We start from the raw sequence: 23,163 nt of genomic DNA, 5'->3' as shown, positions 1-23,163 counted from the left end.
CTATTTCGAGAACCAGCCGGAGATGCGCTGCTTGATGCGCAGGAAGAAGCCGGCGCGCTCCACATCGGCCAGCGCCACGACCGGCGCCTCGCCCAGCGTCTTGCCATTGGCCACCGCGACCGCCTTGCCGATCACCGCGCCCTTGGCAATCGGCGCCTCCAGGCCCGGGTTCAGCGTCAACTCGGTCTTGACCGCGGCGGCCTGGCCCTTGGGCACCACCAGCGTCCACGGCTTGGCCAAGCCCGCCGCCACCTCGGGGGCCACGCCGTACACCACCTTGGCGTTGGCCAGCGCAGCGCCCGCCTGGGCCGGCGTGGCTTCCTCGAAATTGGCGTAGCCCCAGTTGAACAACACCCGGGTCTGGTCAGCGCGGGCCTGCTTGCTGTTCGCGTTCATGATGACCGAGATCAGGCGCATGCCATTGCGCTTGGACGAGGCGGTCAGGCAATAGCCGGCGTCCTCCGTATGCCCGGTCTTGAGCCCGTCGACGGTCGAGTCTGTGTAGAGCAGTGCGTTGCGGTTGCCCTGCTTGATCTTGTTGTACGTGAACTCGCGCTCGGCGTAGATCGGGTAGTACTCGGCGCTGTTGCGGATGATGGCCGCGGCCAGCACGGCCAGGTCCTTCGCCGAGGCCTTGTTGTTGGGGTCGGGCAGGCCCGCGGCGTTCGCAAAGTGCGTCTTCGTCATGCCGAGCTTGGCGGCTTCGGCATTCATCAGGGTGACGAAGCCGGCCTCCGAGCCGCCGACGTGTTCGGCCAGCGCCTTGGAGGCGTCGTTGCCGCTGGCGATGACCACGCCGCGCAGCATGTCCATCAAGGAGGCCTTCTCGTTGAGCGGCACGAACATGCAGCTGTCGCCGTCCTTGCCGCCGCGGCACCAGGCGCTCTCGCTCATGGTGACCATCTCGTCGGGCTTGAGCTTGCCGTTCTTCAGGCCCTGCTCTACCAGATAGCTGGTCATCATCTTGGTGAGCGACGCCGGCGGCAGCGGTTCGTCCGGGTTGGACGACGCCAGCAGCTGGCCCGTGTTGAAGTCCATCAGCACCCACGCCTTGTTCTCGAGCACCGGCACCGACTGTCCGCTGGCGTCGGTCGTCATCTCGGGCGCGGTGGATGCGGCAGCCTTCTTGGCCTTCTTGGCCGCAGCGTGGGGCTTGGCATGCGATGCGGCGCTGGCGAGGCCGACGGAGCCGATCAGGATCGCGCTGGCAAGAACGCAGGGGAGCAGATGGGAGATGCGCGGTGTGCGGGTCATGGAGAGATGCTTGCTGAGGAAGCCAATAGGTAGATTCGGTCGCTCGCGATCAATTGTCTGATCACTGAGATGGGGCGGTTCGTTGTGCTGGCGCGAAGCGCACCCCAGTTTCCGGTGGGCCGGCCAGGGGCGGCGAAATCGCGCGCGGGATGTCATCGACACGAGGTCGTGCCAAGCGATTCGGGGCCAATTGTGTCCTCTGGCATGCCCACAACCGCCCTGGCGACGGAGAACTCACGAATCTCTACAACTGCGCCGGCCCGCAATTCACTCAAAGCCATGAGCGCGCACCGCAGGCAAACTGCACCGCAACAAACCTGAGCACGGGCGACCGAGCCCGCCCAACGCATGCAGCGCCGCCCGTTGATCCTGTCGCCCTTGTTGACCCTGCTGCCGTCGCTCAGCCGGGCCGCGCCCTCGCCGAACGTGCTGCCGCTCTGGCCCGAGGGCGTACCCGCCGCCGTGCGGGCGGATGCGCCAGCAGCGCGCGGGGACCTTGGCGCCGAGCGCGTCGACGCGAACGGCAGCATCGCCAACGTGTCGCAGCCCACGCTGACCGTGGTGCCGCCTGCCGTGGATCGACCGAACGGCACGGCCGTGATCCTGTGCCCGGGCGGCGGCTACCGCTACCTGTCGTGGCAGCACGAGGGCCAGCAGTACGCCGCCTGGCTGAGCACGCTGGGCATCACCACCTTCATCCTGAAAAGCCGCCTGCAGGAGTGGGGCCACCCCGCGCCGCTGCAGGACGTGCTGCGCGCGCTGCGCCTGGTGCGCTCGCGCGCGGCCGAGTTCGGTGTCGACCCCCAGCGCATCGGCGTGATGGGCAGTTCCGCCGGCGGCCATCTGGCGGCCAGCGCCAGCACGCTGTTTGACCACCCCGACGGCCGCACCGGCGCCGCGCTGGACAACAGCGTCAGCGCCCGGCCCGACTTCGCCGTGCTTGTCTACCCCGTTATCACCATGACCGACCCCGCCGCCCACCCCGGCTCGCGCCGCGCGCTGCTGGGTGATGCGCCCAGCCCGGCGCTGCTGGCGCTGATGTCCGTGGAGCAGCAGGTGACGGCCGCCACCCCGCCCACGGTGCTGCTGCACACGCAGGGCGACAAGACCGTGCCGGTGCAGAACAGCATCCTGTACTACCAGGCCCTCACCCGCGCCGGCGTGCCGGCGGAGCTGTACCTGTTCGAGCAGGGCGGGCATGGCATTGGCATGCGTGACGGGCTGGGCACTGCATCGGCGTGGCCGAGGCGAGTGGAGGACTGGCTGCGGCAGCGGGGGTTGTTGGGCTCGGCGGGGCGGTGAGGCGCGGGGCTGCGGTGGGCGGGCGTTCCGTCGAACGCCTGAAGCAAACAGCTAAGAACGCGGAAACGGCGGCAGGGCCGCAGCCACGTCCCGAAACGCTGATAGCGCTGCTTCCAGATGCTCAATGATTTCCTGCTGCAGCACATCCGGCATCGGCAGGTCATCTAGGTTGTCCAGACTGTCGTCCTTCAGCCAGAACACATCCAGACTGGCTTTGTCGCGAGCGACCAAATCCTCATAGGCGTAGAACTTGAAGCGATCCGTCGCCACCCGCTCATGCCGGTTGGCCGGGTTGTAGCAACGGATGAAGTCCTGCAGATCGGGCAGCTTCAGTGGCCGTGTCTTCAGCGTGAAGTGCTGGTTGGTGCGCAGGTCGTAGAACCACACGCCCTTGGTATGGGCCCGGCCGTCCTTCGGCGCGTTGTCGAAGAACACCACGTTCGCCTTCACGCCCTGCGCGTAGAAGATACCAGTGGGCAGGCGCAGCACGGTGTGCACGTCGCAGGTCTCCAGCAGCTTCTTGCGGATCTTCTCGCCGGCGCCGCCCTCGAACAGCACGTTGTCCGGCAGCACCACCGCCGCGCGGCCATTCACCTTCAGCATGCTGACGATGTGCTGCAAGAAGTTGAGCTGCTTGTTGGACGTGGTCTCCCAGAAGTCCTGCCGCTCGTAAGTCAGCGCGTCGCGGTCCTCCTCGCCATCCTCGTTCGTGATGGTCATGCTGCTCTTCTTGCCGAACGGTGGGTTGGCCAGCACCATGTCCACAGCCAGGCGCGGCTCGGCAATCAGCGCATCGGCCCGCTCCACCGAGGGCTCGCCCACCAGGTCACCGATGCCGTGCAGCACCAGGTTCATCAGGCACATGCGGCGCGTACCGGCCACGATCTCGTTGCCGTGGAAGGCCTCGTCGCGCAGGAAGTGCTTCTGCGTTTTTGTGAGCCGCGGCGTTTCGTGGCCCAGCCAGTGGCCGTGGTCGCGCAGCCAGGGGCCGGTGCCGGTCAGCCACTCGTTGGCCGCCAGGAAGAAGCCGCCCGTGCCGCAGGCCGGGTCGGCAATCGTCTGGCCGGGCTTAGGCCGCATGCAGGCCACCATGGCCTGGATCAGCGCACGCGGCGTGAAGTACTGGCCGGCGCCGCTCTTGGTGTCCTCGGCGTTCTTCTGCAGCAGGCCTTCGTAGAGGTCGCCCTTGGTGTCGGCATCCATGCCCACCCAGGACTGCTCGTCGATCATCTGGACCAGGCGACTCAGCTTGGCCGGGTCCTGGATCTTGTTCTGCGCCTTGAAGAAGATCGCGCCCAGCATGCCGCCCTGCTGGCCGAGCTTGTGCAGCGTGGTCAGGTACTGCGACTCCAGCGGCTCGCCGGTCAGCGGGCGTAGCGTGGCCCAGTCGTAGCCCTTGGGGATGCGGGTGTCGCGCTGGTAGGGCGGCGCGGCGTACTCGTGCGCCATCTTCAGGAACAGCAGATAGGTCAGCTGCTCCAGGTAGTCGCCATAGCCCACGCCGTCGTCGCGCAGGGTGTGGCAGAAGTTCCAGACTTTCTGGATGAGGGTGGAGGTGTTCATGGATATGGGTGCCGGGTCGATTGGTTCTATCAACTGACCTGCAAGTACTCGGAATCTTGGCTAAGTTGTTGATTTTTCAGATGCCGCACGACCACGTCCTGGCGACTCTTCTGAGGAGCGACACAGCGCCATCAAGTAGCGATTGGCGTGCTTGGAAAATAACTGCATCGCTAAGTCTTTGATTTGTTTGAAAAGAATGCCGATGCGGCCATTGTTTTCCACGGCCGCGAATAAAGAAGTTACCGCTCAAACGACCTGCGGTGGCGACACCCAGAAACACGCCCAGACAGAGTCCATCAAGTGACCGTCAAGTACCGAAGTCGTCGCTAAGCCATTGATTTCTATGAAGCGAGTGGTCGCAACCACCGCCCTGAGCCGATCTTCGTCAAGTACAGCCCCCTCACGCCCAGAACGGCACGTACTTGCGGTACTTCGGCGGAGCCGTTGCATCGTGGAGGCGGATCATCTGTTGACCCAGCGCCTCCTTGATCAGCCTCGACGCCACGGCACTGTTCTTGACATCGAGCCCCAGCCGCCCGCGCAAGCTGGTATTGGTCATGAAATCGCGCTCGACGTAACGCAGGCAGGCGTGCAGATAGATCGCCCGCACGCGGTCACTGGCATCCATCTTGGTCAGTGATCGGGGCGCAAACAGCGTGCTCCGCGTGGACTCCCCCACCACCTCGAAGGCGGGCGCCGGCAACTGGTAGTACTCGGTCTCAAAGACAACCTTGTCCACGCCGCTGCCGCGCTCTTCGCAAATGCCCACGCGCCTCATCACCGATGCCAGCGCCTCGTTCCGTGATCGCGGAGGGTGATCCAGCAGGCGTTGCGTGTCCACCAGCGGCGTACCTGGATTGGTGATCTCCAACCGATCACCAAACAGCTCCACCATCGGCCCACTGCCCGTGACCGAGAAGTCCTGATGAATCAAGGCATTGGCCACCAACTCACGAATGGCCAGCTCCGGGTACATCGGCACGGACTTGCGCAGCGCCTGCCCCATCACCTCGCTGCTCGGCAGCAGCCCGTTGATGAATCCCACCAGGCCCTCGAAAGCTGCTGCGTAACCGCGGCCGCCTTCCTGTTCGCGCAAGGCGCCTTCGGCGCGGCCGTTGCCCTTGTAGGCAATGACGCGCACGGCCTTGCGCTGCAAGCTGCCGAAATCAGTCAGCCGACGGGCGAACAGGATCGCACCCAGGTTGCGAACGGCCCAGCGACCGCCGTCTTCCCGGACGATCAACTGATCAGCCGCAAGCGCCGCCAACACGCCGCTGCGCTGTTCCGGCAGCGGCAAGCCCATCAACTCGAAGTAGGCCGGGTAGTCCAGCAACCGCAACACCTCGTCTTCACCCAGCTTTTCGGCCGCCAGCAATTGCTCGAAGGGCGTCGCATCAAGAATGCGCCATAACGACCGCTCATGCTCCGGGTGATCCTTGAGCTTCTTCTTGTAGGAGCCGATCCGCAGGTATTCCTGCCCGCCGAACTTCACTGGGTGGCGAAAGGCCCGATCAATCTCCAGCAGCACCAAAGGCTTGCCATCGATCACGGGGCGGTGAAAGCGAAAACCGATCTTGGGCTCCAACTGTCGCAACAGCCAGCTCTCCAGCTCTTCTGCGCCGACCCGCTTGCGCGCAGGGTCGAACTCCGTGCCCACCACGGCATGGCTGCCGTCATCCACACCCCACAGCAAGTAAGCCTTGGCCTTGCCATCCAACGCGGCCGAATTGGCCAACGCAGAGATGTACTCCCCCAACGCCTGCGGGTCGCTGTTGTTGTGCTTGAACTCGACCCAGCCGGTTTCGGCAGGCAGGGCGACCAGTTCATGCACCAGACTGCGCCAATAGGTTTCATCGCGCGTCATGCAAGCTCCGGCAGCAGTTGGAGGTAGTCGGATGGCAGGCTGGTCAGGCTCATTCGACGGCTCCCACAAGAATTGTCTCAACGCTGTTGAGACGATTGGCCACATGCGCCGGCTTCGCTCGCGGCCTCCTGGCGGAACCCTGCGCGGGCCGCTCAGCGCGGATGCGGCCCAACAACTCGGCGGCGGGCTCGTCGGCCGGCTCCTGGGGGACGAGCTGGCCGGCGAAGGCGGCGCGGAGGAGGTTTTGGCGTTGGGCGGTGGATTGCTGGACTGACGTTTCGAGAGCAATCGTCAAGCATCGCTCCTCCTGTTCCGCCGCATGGAGCTTTTGCAAGATCGCAGCCTGCTCTTGCAGCGGCGGCACAGGAACGGCGAGCCTTGAAAATCGTCCGAGGCTCACCTTCTTCTGCGCCACACCCTGGGTCATTGGCTTGACTTGACCCTTGCCAATGTGGGAGTTCACGACGGCCTCCAAGAACTTCGGAAGCATCAAGCCTTTCGCACAGCGGACCTTGATGCAGTCCGCTGTGATGATGGCGAGCGGCTGATCGTCTGGATACACGCACGCATCACCGGGCGGCTCACCCATCTTGGTAACGAGTACATCTCCAGCGGCGACCTGGTGAGCTAAGAGTTCCTGCGCCTTCTCAGTAGCGACATATCGAGTCGACTTCCCGCCAAACTGGCCCGAGCGGATGTTGCGAACGAAAACTAGCGGCACACCTTCGTCGCGATAGTCGGGCACCGTCAGGTTGCTACCGAATGGGCCGATGGCGAGGCTGTACTTTTCTTCGGCGGCTACCTGCTCCAAGCTCGCCCATGTCCAACCCAAGGGAAGCAAAGGTAGTCCCTCAATCTCAGGACGGCCACGCTCTGCGGAGTTCTCGCGCCACCCCTTCGGCGGCGCCTTGCCCTGGGCCTCGAACTTGGCGAGTTGCTGGGCTTCCCAGCGGGCGCGGCGTTCGCGCAGGATGCGGGCGAGCAGGTCGGCGCCGGTTTCCTCGGGTGCGGGGTGGGCCTCGCGCCACGCGGCCGTGAGCGAGCCCTCGACGGCGGCCTTCAGCAGGGACTGGCGGTACTGCTGCAGTTTTCTTTGCGCCGCCTTCAACTCCGCCACGCCGGCATCGAGGTCGGAGAGCAGTTCTTCGAGCTTGGCGACGATGCGGATCTGTTCGGCTAACGGCGCCACGGGCAGCTCAGCCGAGCCAAGCGTCTTGAGGTAGATGCCTTTCTGGGCTGTACCTTTGGCATTGCTTTGCAGCCAGCGCTGGACTGAATCCGAGGTCAAGGCATGCGCGAGGTAGCGCGAGTCCACGCCGCGTGGTTTTAGTACCGCCACGCTGCGCTGCAAAGCAAAGGGGGTGTCACGTTTCGGCACCACTGCCACGCGACCAATCGTGCCCACGATGGTCAAAAGCACGTCGCCCGCTGCCACTTTCGTTCGGGCGTGCTCTTGCTGGAACGCTTCTTCTGAGATGAGACGGAAGTCGTCAAACTGGATGTCGAAAAAGTTGATGTTCCTGGCGCTGAGCATGGGATGCCCCGATGCCTGGGCGGGGGGCGGGTTGTGGGAGCCGTCAACAATCCGAGAGCACAACTCGTCGAGTTGCGCAGTTGCCCACCCTGTCGGCAGTTCATTCGTCACGCCACCAACTCCTCATTCATCTCCCCCATCAGCGCATCCAGCTCCTCGCCAAACAGCCCCCAGGCCTTTTGCAGCCCGCCGCGCGCGGCCAGTTCGGCGTAGTCGAAGTCGTCGCGCCCAATCGAGCACGACCCGGCGATGTGCTCCTTCATCAGCCGCAGGAACTCGGTCTGCTCGGGCGTGAAGGCGCTGGCGCGGCGGCTGTTGTGGCGCCAGATCCAGTCGGCAAAGCGTTGGTTCACGGTGTCAGCAAAGGGTCTGAGTTCGGTGTCGAAGCCGAGTGCGAAGCGCAGCAGCGCGACGAGGTCGGTGAGCTGGCGATTGAGGTCCGCGCCCTTGACCTGGCTGGCCTGCACCCGCGCGTAGGCGGCCCACAGGCGCTCGGTGGTGAGCATCAGCGGCGGGCGGGCCAGGGCTTCGTGCAGTTCCTCGATGGCCTCGACGGTCAGCGCGCGGCGCTGGTAGGGCTGCTGGTAGAAGAAGCTCAGCGCGGCGAGTTCGTCCTTGTGCGCTTTAGCAAAGTCCACGAAGGCCTGGACGGTCTTGCGGGCCTGGTCTTCGGCCTCGGCGCTGAAGTCGCTCACCAGCACGGTGTCGAGGTTGACGTGGTCGATGAGCTGTTCGCGGTCGCGGCGGGCGTGCTCGATCTGCTCGCGCAGCTCGGGCGCGTCGAAGGGCGCGCAGGCGGCGGCGACGCGGGCGGCGCGGGCCGCCTGCAACTCGGCGGGCAGCAGCGTGTCTTCGCTGCGCGTGATGCCCTGGGATTGCGCCGTGGCCAGCGCGGCTTGGGCGATGGCGTCGGGGTCCAGCGCCTGGATGAGCGCCTTGCCCAGCTCGCGCACGGGGACGCCGCCGCTGGTTTTCTCGATGCGAGCCAGGGCCTTGGGGTCGAGCTGCTTGCCCAGGCGCACCAGGCGGTTGGCCAGCGTCAGCAGGGTGTCGTCGTCGCGTTGGTTCAGGGCCACGGCCTGGAGCAGGTCCTTCAACGGCACGCCGGGCTTTTTCTCCAGCGGGCGGCTTTCGGTCTTGAGGGACTTCTCGACGCCGACCGCGTCGATCAGCACGAAGCGGGTCTTGGCGCCGTCGGCGCTGGCGCTGACGCGCTGCAGGCCATCGGCGCCCAGGCTGCGCACGCCGCGGCCCTTCATCTGCTCGTAGTAGCCCTTGCTGCGCACGTCGCGCATGAAGAGCAGCACTTCGAGCGGCTTGACGTCGGTGCCGGTGGCGATCATGTCCACGGTGACGGCGATGCGCGGTGCATAGTCGTTGCGGAAGGCCTGCAGCACGGCGTCGGCGTCCTTCTCGCTGTAGGTGACCTTGCGGCAGAAGGCGTTGCCCTGGCCGTAGACCTCGCGCACGAGCTGGATGATGTCGTCGGCGTGGCTGTCGGTCTTGGCAAAGATGAGGGTCTTGGGAGTCTCGCGGCGGGTGGGGAAGATGCGGGTCTCGACGGCCTGCTTCATGGCCAGCAGCACCTGGCGGATCTGGCTGGGGTTGACGACGGAGCGGTCCAGCTCCTTGCCCGTGTAGGCGGTGTCTTCCTCGGTCTCGGCCCAGCGCTTCTTGCGGGTCTGGCGGTCGCGGTGGTCTATCCACTCCTGGGCCTTCAGCTCGGCGCCGCGGGCGGTGATGTCGGTGACGATCTCGTAGACGTCGTAGCCGACGTTGACGCCGTCGGCCACCGAGTCCTCGTAGCTGTACTCGGCCACGACGTTCTCGTTGAAGAAGCCGTAGGTGCGCTTGTCGGGCGTGGCGGTGAGGCCGATGAGGAAGGCGTCGAAGTAGTCGAGCACCTGCTTCCACAGGTTGTAGATGCTGCGGTGGCATTCGTCGATGACGACGAAGTCGAAGGTCTCGATGGGCAGCTCGGGCTGGTAGCTGACCAGGCGGCCGGGCTGGACGACGCGGGCCACGTCGGCGGCGGGGATGTCTTCGGCGGCCTCATCCAGCGTCTCGCCACTGAGCGCGGAATACATGCGCTGGATGGTGCTGATGCAGACCTGGGCGTGGCGGTCCACGCCGTTGGCGCCCACGCGCTGCACGTTGTAGAGCTCGGTGAAGGTGCGGCCGTCGTCGGGCGGCGTGTAGGCCATGAACTCCTGGTGGGCCTGCTTGCCGAGGTTGCGGGTGTCGACGAGGAACAGGATGCGCTTGGCACCGGCGTACTTCAGCAGGCGGTAGACGGCGGTGATGGCCGTGAAGGTCTTGCCTGCGCCGGTGGCCATGTGGACGAGGGCGCGGGGGCGGTTGGCGGCGAGGGACTGCTCCAGGCCGGTGACGGCGCTGACCTGGCAGTCACGCAGGTTCTGCCCGGGCAGCGGCGGCAGGGCCTCGCGCAGGCGGCGGCGCAGCGTGTCGGGCTGGGCCACCCAGGCGGCCAGCATTTCGGGGCGGAAGAAGCGGAAGACCTCGCGTGAACGTGGCGCGGGGTCGCGGCCGTCGGTGAAGCGGGTGATCTGGCCGGTGGCCTCGAACAGAAAGGGCAGCGGCTGGTTGTTGGTGCGCCACTTGAGGCGCGAGTGGGAGTAGCGCTCGGTCTGGGACTCGGTGACGACGAGCTGTTCGCCGGCGTCGTCGCGCTTGGCCTCGATGACGCCAACCGCCTCGCGGTTGACGAACAGCACATAGTCCGCCGGGCCGGTGTCGGTGGGGTACTCGCGCACCGCGATGCCCAGCGCCGCGCCGAGGTTGAGCTGGCGGTAGTCCTGCACCAGCCAACCGGCCGCCTGCAGGCGTTCATCGATGACTTGTCGGGCCTGGGCCTCTGGGGTCATGGGGGCTCCCTCGCCGCGCTCGAGCAGTCGTGGCTTGCTGTCGTTTCGCTAGAAGCTGGATTGTGTGCCCACCATGAAGCTTGCAAAACGTCGCCTTTATGGCAACAACCGTCGCCCAATGAACAACGACTCGTCCATGATGGACCTGCTGTTTCCCGCTGCATGGCGGCCTTACTTAGGAAGAAGTCCGCTTGGCGCCAGAGCCGATTTGGCGTTCGGGACGAAGTTGGTGGGACTGGCCTATGGCAGCGCCACAGTTGCTGCGACGGGCGTGCGTGAGTGCCACCGCAGCAGGAGCGGGTCATGACCGTTGCCGCCGACTCCAGAGTGACCCACTTCAGCCCGTTGTGCCGACGGCCCACCGACCCAACGCAACTGCTCCAGGTCTTTGCTTGCAAACGTGAATCCGGACAAGCGTCGGTTCATCGCCTTCTCGGCACCGAGGATCAAGATGGCGTCGGCGCCAACAGACAGCATCGCTGGCGCGCGGGAGACGCATCGCGGCGACAGCCGCCGAGCCCGCCGCGCGCGGCGCCACAATCCGCCGCATGATTTCACGACCCGTTCCCGATGAACGCGGCGGCAAACCGTTGCCACGCGCCGCAGTGCTCTGGCTGACCGGCCTGCCCGGCGCCGGCAAGTCCACGATCGCACAGGCGGCGCGTCTCGTCGCGAGACTGGCATGAAGCGCCCCGTGTCGAGCGATCCGCTGCAGGGGCTGAAGCCTGCCGACGTGCAGCAGCTGGCCCGCGCCACGCAGGCGCTGCAGGCAGGCGACCGCATGTACGCAGCGGTGCTGCTGCTCGATCTGGCGCGCAGCGCGCCGGAGCACCCGGAGGTCTTGCGCCTGCGCGCGGTCTGCCGCGCGGGCGACGACGACTGGGAAGGCGCAACGCAGGACCTCGCGCGGGCGCTCGCGCAGCGGCCCGGGGACTTCGACCTCCGCTCGCAGCTCGCGGCCGCGCAGGAGCACGCGCACGACCACGCTGCGGTGGTCGCGACGCTGCGCGAAGGCGAGGCACACGCGACGACATCGGCCGACTGGCTGGCGCTGTCGTTCGAGCACGACAACGCCGGCGAGCCGGCGGCGGCGTACGACGCCGTGCAGCGCGCCGTCGCGCTTGACCCGGCGGCGCCGCTCGCCCGGCTGCAACGCGCACGCTGCGCCACGGCGCTCGGCCATGGCGATGTCGCGGCCGCGGATTGCCGGCACCTGATCGCGCGCGGCGAGCTGGTCGCGCACGCGTGGTTCACGCTGGCCGACCTGAAGGTCGTGCCGATGACCGCCGACGAGCTGGCGCAGCTCGAGGCGAAGGCCGCCGCGCCGCCGGCGACGATGCCGGCGGAGGAGCGGCTGTTCCTGCGCTTCGCCCTCGGCCACGGGCTGGAGAACGCGGGCCGGCACGCCGACGCGTTCCGGGTCCTGTGCGCGGCGAACGATGCGGCGCGCGCGTCGCGGCCGTGGGACACCGCGGCGTTCGCGCGCCACGTCGACGCGATCCGCGCCGCGTTCGCCGGCGCGCCGCCGCCGCCGCAGGACGGGCCGGGGCGCGAGGTCATCTTCCTCGTCGGGCTGCCGCGGTCGGGGACGACGCTTGTCGAGCAGATCCTCGCGAGCCACTCGCAGGTCGAAGGCGCGAGCGAGCTGCCGTACCTGCCGCAGCTGCTCGACGCCGAATCTCGCCGGCGCGGCAAGCCGTTCCCGGCCTGGGCCGCCGATGCCAGCGACGCTGACTGGCGGCGGCTCGGCGACGCCTACTTGCGGGCGAGCGCGCGCTGGCGCACCGGCAAGCCAATCGCCACCGACAAGCTGCCCGAGAACTGGCTCTATGCCGGCGCCGTGATGCGCATGCTGCCCGGGGCTCGCATCATCGACTGCCGCCGCGACCCGGTGGAGACCGCGTGGTCCTGCTACAAGCAGCTCTTCGGGCCGGGCATGGTGCACTTCACGTACAGTTTCGACGGGCTCGCGGCGTACTGGCGCGCCTACGAAGCGCTCGCCCGCTTCTGGGCCGAGCGGTACCCGGGCCGCTTCGTCGTGCAACGGTACGAGGACCTCGTCGCCGACCCGAACGCCGGCATCCACGCGCTGCTCGCCGCCTGCGGCCTCGACTTCGAGCCGGCCTGCCTGCGCTTTCACGAGACGGCGCGTGCGATCCGCACGCCGAGCGCGCTGCAGGTGCGCCAGCCGATGCGCGCCGCGTCGACGCCGGGGCAGCGCTACGGTCCGCTGCTCGACCCGCTGCGCGATCGTTTCGCCGCGACAGGGGAGTGACCGGCCCGGCCACCGCCGACGACGTCCCAGCGCCTGACGCTCAGGGGATGCGCCTCACGTTCGTGTCGGCGCACCGGGCTTGCGTCGACATGAGAGCCCTTAGATGTCGATTTAATGGCATTAAATCGACATGTAATGGCGTGGCAACGATCGTCGCCCAATGAGCAACGATTTATCCCCGATGGACCCGAGGCAAGCCCTGCCGCAAATCAAAGCGATTCAAGCTCGCTGAGCATCTGCTCCAGCGGCCCGGCAACGACACCCCAAACGATGGCGTCATCGATCTCCGCGTAGCCGTGCGCCAACTGGTTGCGAAGGGCCACGGCCTAGTTCAGATCGGCGATGCGTGACGCCAGGTTGGGGTCCAACTGACGCACCCGCCCCAGGGCCTCGCCAAGGATCAGGAATTGACGCTCGACGGCGGAGCGCAGCAGCTCATCACCCAGGTAGTCGTCAAGAGATTTGCCGGCAGTGAATCGCAGCGCACGCGCGGCAGCTTCCTTCGCGTCCCAGATGTACTTGCGCAGATCAGGCGCCATAGACCAACTGTCGTTCGGCGCTGACCCGTTGCTTGAAATACGGGTTGCGGATCGCTCGCTCCACGACCAAGTCGACGGGCCGGGCGAACAGCCGCTCCAACCCCTGCTTCAGCCCGAAGAACGCCTCGGCATAACGCACGGGCGGGAGGTCTTCGAACACGACGAGGAAGTCGAGATCGCTGGACCTGGCGTCGAAGTCCTCCCGGACCGCTGATCCGAACAGGTCCAGCCGCCGCGCATGGGCTTGCTTGCAAAGCGCTGCAATGGCTTCGCTCCGCTCGGTGACAAGGGCCGGGACTTGCATGAGCGGATTCAAGCCGTTGCGCGGGGCCGCGTCAACGTCAAACGTCGATGTTGCCAGCGCGCAAGGCGTTGGTCTCAATGAAGTCGCGCCGCGGCTCCACCTCGTCGCCCATCAGCATCGTGAAGACCTTGTCCGCCTCGATGGCGTCGTCGATCTGCACGCGCAGCAGGCGGCGCACGGTGGGGTCCATGGTCGTTTCCCAGAGCTGTTCGGGGTTCATCTCGCCCAGGCCCTTGTAGCGCTGGCGGCCGACGGCGCTTTCAGCCTGCAGCATGAGCCAGGCCATCGCGGCGCGGAAGTCGTCGACCTTGCTTTCCTTGGCCTTCTCGCCCTCGCCCTTGCGCACGATGGCGCCGGCCTGGATGAGGCCTTGGAAGCTCAGGCCGGCGTCGGCCAGCACTTCGTAATCGGCACCGTGCACGAAGTCGGCATGGATGACGCTGGCGCGCACGTTGCCGTGGTGGGTGCGGGCGATCTTCAGGAAGAACTTGTCGGTGCGCGGGTCGGTCTCCACCGTCACCAGCGCGTCGTGCAGCAGGCCCTTGAGGCTGGCGGCGCTGGCGTCGGCGTCCTCGTGGGTGTCAAGCTTGAGAGCCAGGCCGTTGGCCAGCACGTGCAGGGCCTCGATGTCCATCCAGTTGGACAGGCGCGCGATGACGGACTGCGCGGCCACGTATTTGCGGGCCAGCGTGTCGAGGGTGTCGCCCTTGAGGGTGTTGCCGGTGCCGGTGTCCAGGCTCGCGTCCTGCAGCGCGACCTTGAGCAGGAAGCTGTCGAGCTCGGGCGCGTCCTTCAGGTACTGCTCGTGCTTGCCGACCTTGACCTTGTACAGCGGCGGCTGGGCGATGTAGATGTGGCCGCGCTCGCAGAGCTCGGGCATCTGGCGGTAGAAGAAGGTCAGCAGCAGGGTGCGGATGTGGGCGCCGTCCACGTCCGCGTCGGTCATGATGATGATGCGGTGGTAGCGGAGCTTGTCGGGGTTGAAGTCGTCGCCGCCAGCGCCGCGGCCGATGCCGGTACCCAGGGCGGTGATCAGCGTCAGGATTTCATTGCTGGTCAGCAGCTTCTCGTAGCGGGCCTTCTCGACGTTCAGGATCTTGCCGCGCAGGGGCAGGATGGCCTGGAACTTGCGGTCGCGGCCCTGCTTGGCGGAGCCGCCGGCGGAGTCGCCCTCGACGATGTAAATCTCGCACAGCGCCGGGTCTTTTTCCTGGCAGTCGGCCAGCTTGCCGGGCAGGCCCAGGCCGTCGAGCACGCCCTTGCGGCGCGTCATCTCGCGGGCCTTGCGGGCGGCTTCGCGGGCGCGGGCGGCGTCGAGGATCTTGCCGCAGATGATCTTGGCGTCGGTGGGGTTCTCGAGCAGATAGTCGGTCAGCAGGCGGGAGACGATGTCTTCCACCGGGCCGCGCACTTCCGAGCTGACGAGCTTGTCTTTCGTCTGCGAGCTGAACTTGGGCTCGGGCACCTTGACGCTGACGACGCACGCGAGGCCTTCGCGCATGTCGTCACCGGCGACTTCGACCTTGGCCTTCTTGGCCAGCTCGTTGTCGTCGATGTATTTGTTGATGACGCGGGTCATCGCAGCGCGCAGGCCGGTCAAGTGGGTGCCGCCGTCGCGCTGCGGGATGTTGTTGGTGAAGCAGAGGACGTTCTCGTTGAAGCCGTCGTTCCACTGCATCGCCACTTCGACGCCGATGTTGGTCTGCTGGTCGCTCATCTTGTCGCCCTGGGCGTGGAAGATGTTCGGGTGCAGAGTGGTCTTGCCCTTGTTGATGAACTCGACGAAGCCCTTCACGCCGCCGGCATAGGCGAAGTTGTCTTCCTTGTTGTTGCGCTCGTCGACGAGGCGGATCTTGACGCCGTTGTTCAGGAACGAGAGCTCGCGCAGGCGCTTGGCGAGGATGTCGTAGTGGTAGTCGTTGTTCTCTTTGAAGATCTCGGTGTCGGGCAGGAAGTGGACTTCCGTGCCGCGCTTGTCGGTCTCGCCGATGACCTTCATCGGGCTGGTTTCGAAGCCGTTGACCATGACGATCTCGCGGTCCTGCGGGATGCCCTTGGCGAACTCCATGAAGTGCACCTTGCCGTTCTGGCGCACGGTCAGGCGCAGGAACTTGGACAGGCCGTTGACGCAGGACACGCCCACGCCGTGCAGGCCGCCCGAGACCTTGTAGCTGTTCTGGTTGAACTTGCCGCCGGCGTGCAGCTCGGTCAGCGCGATCTCGGCGGCCGAGCGCTTGGGCTCGTGCTTGTCGTCCATCTTGACGCCGGTGGGGATGCCGCGGCCGTTGTCGATGACGGAGATGGAGTTGTCGGTGTGGATGGTGACGACGATGTCGTCGCAGTGGCCGGCCAGGGCCTCGTCGATGGAGTTGTCCACCACTTCGAACACGAGGTGGTGCAGGCCGGTGCCGTCGGAGGTGTCGCCGATGTACATGCCGGGGCGCTTGCGCACGGCTTCCAGGCCTTCCAGGATCTGGATGGAATCGGCGTCGTACACGGCGCCCGACTTGGCCTCGGCCGCGGCGGCCGCCTGCTGGTTGGCGTTCAGGCCATCGGGGTGGTCGGCACTGCTGGAAACATCACTCATTGGAAGGTACTCAAGGCCGCAAGCGGCCGCTACTGCTGTCTGGCTAGAACCCCCGCTTGGCGGGGGCAGGGGGTGCGCCACATTCAGGCACACGTGCCTATGAGGATCGCTAGATCCTCATAGGCATGACCACGTACTTGAAGCCGGTGGTGTCGGGGATGGTCAGCAGCGCGCTGCTGGCGCTGTCGTTCAGGTCGATACAGACCATGTCCTGGCTCATGTTGGCCAGGGCATCCATCAGGTAGGTGACGTTGAAGCCGGTTTCGATCTTGTCGCCGGCGTAGTCGATCTCGATCTCTTCCTTGGCTTCTTCCTGCTCGGCGTTGCTGGACGCGATGGACAGCAGGCCCGGCTCGAAGGTCAGGCGCACGGCCTTGAACTTCTCGCTGGTCAGGATGGCAGCGCGCTGCAGGCTGGACAGCAGCGGCGCGCGGCCCAGCGTCAGGCGGAACTTGTGGCTCTTGGGGATGACGCGGTTGTAGTCGGGGAACTTGCCCTCGACCAGCTTGGTGACGAACTCCATGCCGCTGAAAGAGAACTTGGCCTGGTTGCCGGCAAAGCGCATCTCGATGGCGTCATCTTCCTTGCCGTCCTTCAAGAGGCGCTGCAGTTCCAGCACGGTCTTGCGCGGCAGGATGACTTCCTGCTTGGGGATGTCGGTGTCCAGCTCGGCCTGGGCCAGCGCCAGGCGGTGGCCGTCGGTGGCCACCAGCGTCAGGTTCTTGCCTTCGGCGACGAACAGGATGCCGTTGAGGTAGTAGCGGATGTCATGCACCGCCATGGCGAAGTGGACCTGGTTGATCAGGCCCTTGAGCGCCTTTTGCGGCACGCTGAAAGCGGGGCCGAAGTCGGCGGCTTCCTGCACCAGGGGGAAGTCGTCGGCCGGCAGGGTCTGCAGCGTGAAGCGACTCTTGCCGCCCTGCAGGGTCATCTTGTTGGCGTTGCTGGTCAGGCTGACGACCTGGTCGGCCGGCATGGAGCGCAGGATGTCGATCAGCTTGCGGGCGCCGACGGTGGTTTGCAGGTTGCCGGTGTCGCCGTCGAATTGCACGGTGGTGCGCACCTGGATCTCGAGGTCGCTGGTTGTGAGCTCCACCTGGTTGCCGGTCTTGCGGATCAGCACATTGGCCAGGATGGGCAGCGTGTGGCGCCGCTCGACGATGCCGGACACCGCTTGCAGCGCGCCGAGCACCTGATCCTGGGGAGCTTTCAAAACGATCATGGAGGCCTCTTGGGGGATCTCTGGGGGGCAGTTTCGGCGCGCCCAAGCACAACGCGCGCGCGAAGCTGCGATTGTCGCCCGGAAACGGTGCCCGGCCGGCCGAGAGGGCTGTCTCGGAGGCTACGGGACAACCCGGAGGCGGAGTCGCCCGGCTGAGCAGCGCGGGCTGACTCGGAACTAAATTGCGTGAGTTGGCGGCCGAACCTGCCTTTTCTTGGAGAAATTCCCGTGCAGGCTGGCCGTACGGGCCAAGCGGTAGCGCCGCTGGGTCGCGCGACCGCCACGAACGCACTTGCAGGCGCCTTGGTCTTTCAGCAACGACCGTGCAGCGTCTCATGCGCGCAAAGCCCGAAACGGGCTTTGCGCAGGTCAAGGCCCCGTGCCGACGTTCATCAATGCCTTGGGGCTCCAGCTGAGCGAAAGCAGACTGGCGGTCTCCAGCTTCTCTCCGGTGATGGTCCGCTGCTTGCCGAGTCGCAGGTTGAGCCACACATCCGGCATCAATCGGGTATCGATACCCACCGCATATTTGAAGGCCCGCTGGCTCTCGGTCACCTTCTCCCGCCGGGCATTGCTCAACTCGGCGAACAACCTCGACTCGTCGCTGCCTCCTGTCACGCGAACAAGTGCAAGCTGGGTACGGCGCCGTTCCGGAGCGGCATTTGCCAATGTCGCGAGCACAGGTTCATTGCGTGTATGGCGATAGCCCAGAGTCAGCGCGAGGCCTTGGTCAAACCAGCCGACGGCGGGGTTGAAGCCCAGCGTCAAGTTGGCAGTCAGGGCGGTGCCCATAGAGAGTTCAGGGGCGCTGCCGTCGCTGCGACGTATCCAACCTCGTGCAACCGACAAAGAAGCGAGCGAGCGGTTCCATCGCAAGTTAGCTATCGCTTTTTTCGTGCAATCCGCGAACCGGGCCTTCGATTCGGCAGGATCGACCTCAGCCGGTTTGGCGGCGGCACCTGCCGGGCCGGGCGTCACGGCCGTTGGCGCAGCTGGCTTCGGCTTGCTCGAATCGAAGACCTTGCACGATTCCGCCGCTTCAGCCACAGCCAGCACCGGATCGTCACTCGCACGCAGAAACCAAGTGGTCTGCACAGACAGCGCCCGGCGGTCATAGTCCACTGCCGATACTTGGCTCTGCCCCTGGGCATATCCCACCGTGGTTGACCCCAGGATGCGGGCCACGGTCGCGTTAAGGCTGCCGTACCCGGCGTAGGTGCTGAGGTTCATCGGCGCGAACGACGTACGTGCCGGGGTGATGCCAAGGGCCAGCGCGCCTTTGCTACCTCCGACGTTGAGCCCCTTCAGCGATGCCACGAGACCTTTGACGTTTTCCACAGTAGCAACGGAGTCGCCTGCCATGCCCAGCATGCCCGCTGCGGCCACTGCGCCGGCACCAGTGTCTTCGGTGAGGCTGGCCCATGTCGCACCGCCTTTGCTGAAGATCTCCTGCTGTGCCGTTTCAGCCTGCGCTACAGCGACCGAAAGCAGCAGGCCGGGCAGCACCATGAAGCGCGCGGAGGGGTTCATGCGACCTCCAGGATAAATTGGTCCTTGAACGCCTTGGTGTCGTCCTTTGCCGCTGTGGTGTTCACGTCACCGCCGTCGGCATAGGTGTCTTGGCCCGCCACGGCGAACGTGAAGCCGTACTTACCGTTGAGAGACTCCTGCACGAAGCACTGGAAGACGCACGTGTAGCTGCCTTTGGGCAGTTTCAGAGCGACGCTCTCACTCGGACGCTTGGCCTTGCTGAAAGGCTGGGTCGCGACCAGCGTCCAGTCGTTGGCGCCAGGCTGCCAGATGTCGAGCTGGGCCAGAACGATGGTGCCGCCTGAGCGACTGAATTCGAATTCGACGGGAGATGCGGACTGTCTAAGCATGGGGGCCTCCATCAGTGGGTGGCGGCCATGCTGCGTTCAGCCCCTGAGGACGTCATCCTCAGATCTGTGGTGCGCGCCGGAACTTAGTGGATGCGGGCGCCTGGGCGCGAAGCGCCAATCAGTACAAATCCCGTGCCGCCGACCGGACCTCATGCAGCAGCTGGCGCGCCCCCGGGGACATCAGGTGCCCCTCGCGGGTGATGATGCCGAAGGCGTCCATGTGACAGGGCAGGTCGATGGGCAGGATGGCCAGCACGTTCAGCGACGCGTAATAGCGCGCCACCTCCACGGGCATCACGTGCAAGGAGTCGGTCTGCTGCAGCAGCGCCGTGATGAGCAACAGGGCCGTGGTGTCGACGTTGTTGGCCGGCGGCTCCAGCTCGGCGCGGCGGAACATCAGCTCCCAGCGGTGGCGCAGCACGCTGCCCGTGGGCGGCAGGATCCAGGGCTGGTCGGCCAGGTGGGCGAGCTTGAGGTTGTCTTCCTTCAGCAGCGGGTGGCCCACGCGCGCCACGGCGCAGGCGGGCTCGACCGTCAGCTCCTCATAGTGCAGGCCGGCGGCGTTTTGCTCTTCGACGATGCGGCCGATCATGAAATCGAGCTTGCCCCGCTGCAGCATGTCCACCAGCTGCTTGCTGCTCTCCATGTGCACGCCGATACGCAGCTTGGGCGCCTGCAGCTTGATTCGCGAGATGGCGCGGGGCAGCAGGCCCATGGCCGGCGTCATGATGACGCCCACCTCGACCTGGCCGGCGAGGCCGTTCTTCAGCGACACGATGTCGTCGTGCGCGGCGGACAGCGACGTCAGCGCCATGCGGGCGTGGCGGATCATGGTTTCGCCGTAGAGCGTGGGCTCCATGCCGCGCGGGTGGCGCTCGAAGAGCTTCACGTCCAGCATGTCCTCCAGGTCCTTGAGCTGCTTGGACGCGGCCGGCTGGGTCATGCAGAGGACCTCGGCGGCGCGGTGGATGTTGCGCTCATCGTCGAGCGCAATCAGCAGCAGCAGCTGGCGCGTCTTCAGGCGCGCACGCAGGAACCAGTTGGGGTTGGGGCTGGCGTCGGTCAGGCCGCCGCTGTCATCGTCATCTTGGCGGGCCATGTCAGTCGTCCATTCCACGTTCGCGGCGGCTGTAGTGCATTGCGTCGGGCCGAGCGCCGGGCCGCTCCCTAGCCGGCCCGATCTGGCGATGTGCTTGCCGGTCAATCCGGCAAGCATCGCCGTCCCCGCGGGGGACCGGCCAAGGTACGCCTTGGGCGAGGGGCTTCATGTCACGCAAGATTGACTCTGCCGTCGTTGGCCAAGACGCTGTTGATGTCGTCGCCCGTTTCGTCCAGCTGCACCAGCGTCGCCTGACGGGCGCCGAGCGGGTCGCGGGCCTGCAGCGCGGTCAGGATGGCCTTGTGGCGCGGCAGCGAGAGCTCGTGCGTGTTGGGCAGCTGGCTGGACAGCGTGATGGACTCGCGCAGCGCCAGCGACAGCATGTTGCCAATGTAGGCCAGCAGGTCGTTGCCCGTGGCTTCGGCAATGCGGCGGTGAAAGGCCAGGTCGGGCTCCAGCAGCTCCTCCGTCGTCCTGGCAGCCGCCATGCCTGCGTAGGCGGTGGCGATGGATGCGAGCTGCTCGTCCGTCGCGGCGCGGGCAGCCAGTGCGGCGGCGGCGGGTTCGAAGATCTGGCGCACTTCCAGCAACGTCTGCACAAAGTCGCGCTGCGGGCGGGACTGGATCAGCCAGTACAGCACGTCGGGGTCCAGCAGATGCCACTCGTTGCGCGGCCGCACGATGGCGCCGGCGCGCTGGCGCGACACCACCAGGCCCTTGGCGACGAGCACGCGCACGGCCTCGCGCAGCACGGGGCGGCTGATCTCGTAGCGCTCCAGCAGCTGGGCCTCGGGCGGCAGCTTGTCGCCGGGCTGCAGTTCGCCGCCGACGATGGACAGCCCCAGCTCGCTGACGATGCGGCCGTGCTGGCTCTTGCCCTCGGTCTGGGCGCTGTAGGTGGAGTGGTCTGCTCGGGTTCGCATGGACGCCAGGCCGATTGCTAAAGCCTTCATTATCGAAAGCGCGCGACAAAGCCGCCCTTGGGTGCCAGCGTCAGCTTGGCCGCCGGTGCGGCGAGCTTGCTTTCAGCAAACTCGCGCTCGCCGGCGCCGTCGGTGATGAGCTGGCCCTCGGCCCGGCCCAGCCAGCCCAGGTCCAGCGAAATCTCGCGCGGCTGCTCGTCGGCGTTCAGGCCGGCGACGAACCACTGCTTGCCGGCGCGGCGGGCAATGACGACGAACTTGCCCGGCTCGCCGTCCAGGAAGCGCACCTCGTCCCAGTGGCGAGGCAGCTCGCGCAGCAGGCCCTTCACATAGGCTGGCACGGTGGCCATGCCCTCGGGCGTCTCGGCGAAATGCTGGATGCCCGACAGGAACAGCACGCTCTCGGCCAGCTCGAAGCCGTTGCGCGTGGCGCGCTTGATGTTGGGGACGTCGCCGAACACCATGGGCGTGAAGTCCATGGGGTCGAAGAGGTTGCGCGTGAACGGCAGCATCGCGGCGTGCGTGACGACGGCGTCCTGGTCTTCCTGCGTGAAGGTCGTGAACTCCAGGCCGCGCACCGCTTCCACCGTCATCAGGTGGGGATAGGTGCGGCTCCAGCCGCGCGGCAGCGTGGCGCCGTGGAAGTTCATCAGCAGGCCAGCCGCCGCGGACTCCTTCAGCAGATCGACGTAGTAGGCCTGCATGGAGGCGCCGTCGCCACCGAAGAAGTCCACCTTCAAGCCCTTCACCCCGATGGCCTTCATGCGCGCGAACTCGCGCTGCCGGTCGGCGCGCGTCAGCAGCATGCTGCGAGGCGTCTGCGGGGTGTCGTTCCAGTCGCCCGCGGAGTTGTACCAAGCCAGCAGGCCGACGCCCTTGGTCCGGCCGTAGTCGGCCAGCGCCTTCATCTTGGCGTCGCCGATCTGGCGGTCCCACTCGGCGTCGACAAGCGTGTAGTTCCAGCCCATGTCGGCGGCGTAGTCGATGAAGCGCTTCTGCACCTCGAAGACGGTGGCCTCGTCCTTCAGCAGCGCCCAGCTCCAGGACGCATGGCCGGGCTTGAGCCTGGCCTTGTCGAAGGGTACGGCGGGGGCGGCGAGATCGGTGCCGAGGGTGGACTCCATGACCGTCTTCAGCGGGCCGATGGCGAGCACGCGCCAGGGCGTGGTCAGCGGCCCATCGACTTGCGCCAGCAGGTGGCCGCCGGTGAAGACCTCGCTCGGGTCGGGCAGACCGATGCGGTAGGTGCCGCCGGTCGAGTCGGCTTGCAGGCGCGACGCGTGGAAGCGGCCGTCCATGCCGGCTTCGGTCAACGCCACCCAATTGGCGCCGCTGCGGAACAGCGCCGGGAAAATCCAGCCAGCCGGCATGGGCGACGGCGTGCCGACGGCGATGCCCATCTGGTAGTGCTCTTCATAAGACGGGTTCACGCGCTTGTAGCCCGACTTGGCGGTCGCCATGGGCTGCAGCCAGGCGCGCGCATCGGGCGCGAAGGCGAAGCTGGTCAGTTCGTCCTTGAACTGCTTGCGGCCGGGGCCGTCCACCGTGTAGCGCAGCGCCAGGCCGTCGTTGGAGGCGCGCAGGGTCAGGATAAGCCTTTGGCCGGCGGAGTTGGCGACGGTGAAACGCTGCTCGTTGGCCCGGTAGTCCACGCGGCTCTTCTTGCCGGCGGCCAGTGTGTACTGCTCGCGGTGCGGTTTCACCTTCGACGTGGCTACGAGCTTGAGGCCGTTGGCGAAATCGCCCTGCTCCAGCACCAGGCCCAGCCGTGACGGCAGCAGCACGGGTTGGCCGGCGCGCTGCACCGTGTAGACGAGCTGCTGCTCGGCGTTGACCGACACGTCGACCTGGAGCTGGCCGTCGGGGCTGTTCAAGGCCTGGGCGAGCGCAGGGATGGCGAGCATGAACGAAGCGATGAGGCGCATATCGATC

At 66.3% G+C, this 23,163-nt stretch carries 16 protein-coding genes and 1 pseudogene; 3 read left to right on the top strand and 14 right to left on the bottom strand.

The annotated features are described in order from the left end of the window. Entirely contained in the window at positions 1-1,254 is a 1,254-nt protein-coding gene (locus AC1DW0_RS05180) for a D-alanyl-D-alanine carboxypeptidase family protein (RefSeq protein ID WP_477945113.1), read from the bottom strand. 348 nt (positions 1,255-1,602) lie between these two features. On the opposite strand from AC1DW0_RS05180, the gene AC1DW0_RS05175 reads away from it, so the two are divergent. Beyond that, positions 1,603-2,556: an alpha/beta hydrolase gene (locus tag AC1DW0_RS05175; protein ID WP_477945112.1), complete on the top strand. Its 954-nt coding sequence runs from the start codon at positions 1,603-1,605 to the stop codon at positions 2,554-2,556. 51 nt (positions 2,557-2,607) lie between these two features. Here AC1DW0_RS05175 and AC1DW0_RS05170 read toward each other — a convergent pair whose 3' ends face one another. The 4 genes from AC1DW0_RS05170 to AC1DW0_RS05155 form a co-directional block, all read right to left on the bottom strand. Continuing rightward, entirely contained in the window at positions 2,608-4,119 is a 1,512-nt protein-coding gene (locus tag AC1DW0_RS05170) for a class I SAM-dependent DNA methyltransferase (RefSeq protein WP_477945111.1), read from the bottom strand. A gap of 400 nt (positions 4,120-4,519) precedes the next feature. After that, the gene (locus AC1DW0_RS05165) at positions 4,520-5,983 is read right to left on the bottom strand and encodes an ATP-binding protein (protein ID WP_477945110.1); all 1,464 of its coding nucleotides are present in this window, start codon (positions 5,981-5,983) and stop codon (positions 4,520-4,522) included. Between the two features lie 49 nt (positions 5,984-6,032). Next, complete coding sequence (locus tag AC1DW0_RS05160) at positions 6,033-7,628, bottom strand: restriction endonuclease subunit S (protein ID WP_477945109.1); 1,596 nt, start codon at positions 7,626-7,628, stop codon at positions 6,033-6,035. Beyond that, positions 7,625-10,402, bottom strand: coding sequence for a type I restriction endonuclease subunit R (locus tag AC1DW0_RS05155; RefSeq protein WP_477945108.1), 2,778 nt, complete (start codon positions 10,400-10,402; stop codon positions 7,625-7,627). Before AC1DW0_RS05155 ends, AC1DW0_RS05160 begins: the two co-directional genes overlap by 4 nt. A 548-nt stretch (positions 10,403-10,950) precedes the next feature. Here AC1DW0_RS05155 and AC1DW0_RS05150 point away from each other — a divergent pair. Both AC1DW0_RS05150 and AC1DW0_RS05145 read left to right on the top strand, forming a co-directional pair. Continuing rightward, complete coding sequence (locus AC1DW0_RS05150; protein WP_477945107.1) at positions 10,951-11,088, top strand: adenylyl-sulfate kinase; 138 nt, start codon at positions 10,951-10,953, stop codon at positions 11,086-11,088. After that, positions 11,085-12,677 carry a tetratricopeptide repeat-containing sulfotransferase family protein gene (locus AC1DW0_RS05145; RefSeq protein ID WP_477945106.1) on the top strand — a complete coding sequence of 531 codons (1,593 nt, stop codon included), beginning with the start codon at positions 11,085-11,087 and terminating at the stop codon, positions 12,675-12,677. The genes AC1DW0_RS05150 and AC1DW0_RS05145 overlap by 4 nt, the downstream gene beginning before the upstream one ends. A gap of 209 nt (positions 12,678-12,886) precedes the next feature. Here the strand turns inward: AC1DW0_RS05145 and AC1DW0_RS05140 are convergent. The 9 genes and pseudogenes from AC1DW0_RS05140 to AC1DW0_RS05100 all read right to left on the bottom strand — a co-directional run bounded on the left by AC1DW0_RS05140 (position 12,887) and on the right by AC1DW0_RS05100 (position 23,156). Further along, positions 12,887-13,216: pseudogene (locus tag AC1DW0_RS05140) on the bottom strand (HepT-like ribonuclease domain-containing protein). Continuing rightward, positions 13,206-13,520, bottom strand: coding sequence for a nucleotidyltransferase family protein (locus tag AC1DW0_RS05135; protein ID WP_477945105.1), 315 nt, complete (start codon positions 13,518-13,520; stop codon positions 13,206-13,208). Before AC1DW0_RS05135 ends, AC1DW0_RS05140 begins: the two are co-directional and overlap by 11 nt. A 37-nt stretch (positions 13,521-13,557) precedes the next feature. Then, complete coding sequence (gene gyrB, locus AC1DW0_RS05130; RefSeq protein WP_457353512.1) at positions 13,558-16,107, bottom strand: DNA topoisomerase (ATP-hydrolyzing) subunit B; 2,550 nt, start codon at positions 16,105-16,107, stop codon at positions 13,558-13,560. A gap of 109 nt (positions 16,108-16,216) precedes the next feature. Next, complete coding sequence (gene dnaN / locus AC1DW0_RS05125; RefSeq protein ID WP_457326050.1) at positions 16,217-17,329, bottom strand: DNA polymerase III subunit beta; 1,113 nt, start codon at positions 17,327-17,329, stop codon at positions 16,217-16,219. 369 nt (positions 17,330-17,698) lie between these two features. Next, on the bottom strand, positions 17,699-18,859 hold the full coding sequence (locus AC1DW0_RS05120) for a hypothetical protein (protein ID WP_457353510.1): 1,161 nt from the start codon (positions 18,857-18,859) through the stop codon (positions 17,699-17,701). After that, entirely contained in the window at positions 18,856-19,209 is a 354-nt protein-coding gene (locus AC1DW0_RS05115) for a hypothetical protein (RefSeq protein ID WP_457353508.1), read from the bottom strand. Before AC1DW0_RS05115 ends, AC1DW0_RS05120 begins: the two co-directional genes overlap by 4 nt. A gap of 118 nt (positions 19,210-19,327) precedes the next feature. Continuing rightward, a complete protein-coding gene (locus AC1DW0_RS05110) occupies positions 19,328-20,308 on the bottom strand; it encodes a LysR family transcriptional regulator (protein ID WP_457353506.1) in 981 nt (326 codons plus the stop codon). A 170-nt stretch (positions 20,309-20,478) separates the two neighbouring features. After that, a complete protein-coding gene (locus AC1DW0_RS05105; RefSeq protein WP_457353504.1) occupies positions 20,479-21,231 on the bottom strand; it encodes a FadR/GntR family transcriptional regulator in 753 nt (250 codons plus the stop codon). A gap of 29 nt (positions 21,232-21,260) precedes the next feature. Continuing rightward, the gene (locus tag AC1DW0_RS05100) at positions 21,261-23,156 is read right to left on the bottom strand and encodes a glycoside hydrolase family 97 protein (RefSeq protein ID WP_457353502.1); all 1,896 of its coding nucleotides are present in this window, start codon (positions 23,154-23,156) and stop codon (positions 21,261-21,263) included. Positions 23,157-23,163 lie beyond the last annotated feature (7 nt).

This window comes from Roseateles sp. P4_D2, from assembly GCF_056401875.1.
This window is presented reverse-complemented; position numbering and strand designations above follow the sequence as displayed.